Source organism: Geobacillus sp. WSUCF-018B (assembly GCF_002809985.1).
GTDB classification, from domain to species: domain Bacteria; phylum Bacillota; class Bacilli; order Bacillales; family Anoxybacillaceae; genus Geobacillus; species Geobacillus thermophilus.
On sequence record NZ_PIJF01000017.1, the window covers coordinates 53,012 to 53,738 of the forward strand.

General features: G+C 56.0%; 7 tRNA genes. All 7 read left to right on the forward strand.

Annotated features, from left to right (window positions below):
• Positions 1-24: 24 nt before the first annotated feature.
• The 7 genes from CV944_RS07355 (at position 25) to CV944_RS07385 (ending at position 626) form a co-directional block, all read left to right on the forward strand.
• A tRNA-Lys gene (locus CV944_RS07355) sits at positions 25-100 on the forward strand.
• Between the two features lie 14 nt (positions 101-114).
• Positions 115-199, forward strand: a tRNA-Leu gene (locus CV944_RS07360).
• An 11-nt stretch (positions 200-210) separates the two neighbouring features.
• Positions 211-285 (forward strand) — tRNA-Gly (locus tag CV944_RS07365).
• A 15-nt stretch (positions 286-300) separates the two neighbouring features.
• Positions 301-386, forward strand: a tRNA-Leu gene (locus CV944_RS07370).
• A 3-nt stretch (positions 387-389) separates the two neighbouring features.
• Positions 390-463: transfer RNA gene (locus tag CV944_RS07375), tRNA-Arg, on the forward strand.
• 4 nt (positions 464-467) lie between these two features.
• Positions 468-541, forward strand: a tRNA-Pro gene (locus CV944_RS07380).
• Between the two features lie 12 nt (positions 542-553).
• Positions 554-626: transfer RNA gene (locus tag CV944_RS07385), tRNA-Ala, on the forward strand.
• The last annotated feature ends 101 nt before the right edge of the window (positions 627-727 follow it).

Here is a 727-nt window from a genome sequence, read left to right on the forward strand (position 1 = left end):
ATCCTAGGGTGTTATCCAACTCATGAGCCATTAGCTCAGTAGGTAGAGCATCTGACTTTTAATCAGAGGGTCGGAGGTTCGAGTCCTCCATGGCTCACCACCAACTATATATTTGCGGGTGTGGCGGAATTGGCAGACGCGCTAGATTCAGGGTCTAGTGCCCTTTACGGGCGTGGGGGTTCGAGTCCCTTCACCCGCATAATGATTTGGGCGGAAGTAGTTCAGTGGTAGAACACCACCTTGCCAAGGTGGGGGTCGCGGGTTCGAGTCCCGTCTTCCGCTCCATTTATTTGCCTATTAGCCGGGGTGGCGGAATTGGCAGACGCACAGGACTTAAAATCCTGGGGTAGGTAACTACCGTGCCGGTTCGAGTCCGGCCCTCGGCACTTGCGCTCGTAGCTCAATTGGATAGAGCATCTGACTACGGATCAGAAGGTTAGGGGTTCGAATCCTCTCGAGCGCGTTAGCGGGAAGTAGCTCAGCTTGGCAGAGCACATGGTTTGGGACCATGGGGTCGCAGGTTCAAATCCTGTCTTCCCGATAGCGGCCGCATGGGGCCTTAGCTCAGCTGGGAGAGCGCCTGCTTTGCACGCAGGAGGTCATCGGTTCGATCCCGATAGGCTCCATTATCGTTCCTTGAAAACTGAACGAAACGAAGCGCGACGAAAAGCGGAGGTCCGCGGGTCGCCGCGATGGGCAAATGTTCTTCGCCTGCAAGGGTGCTTGC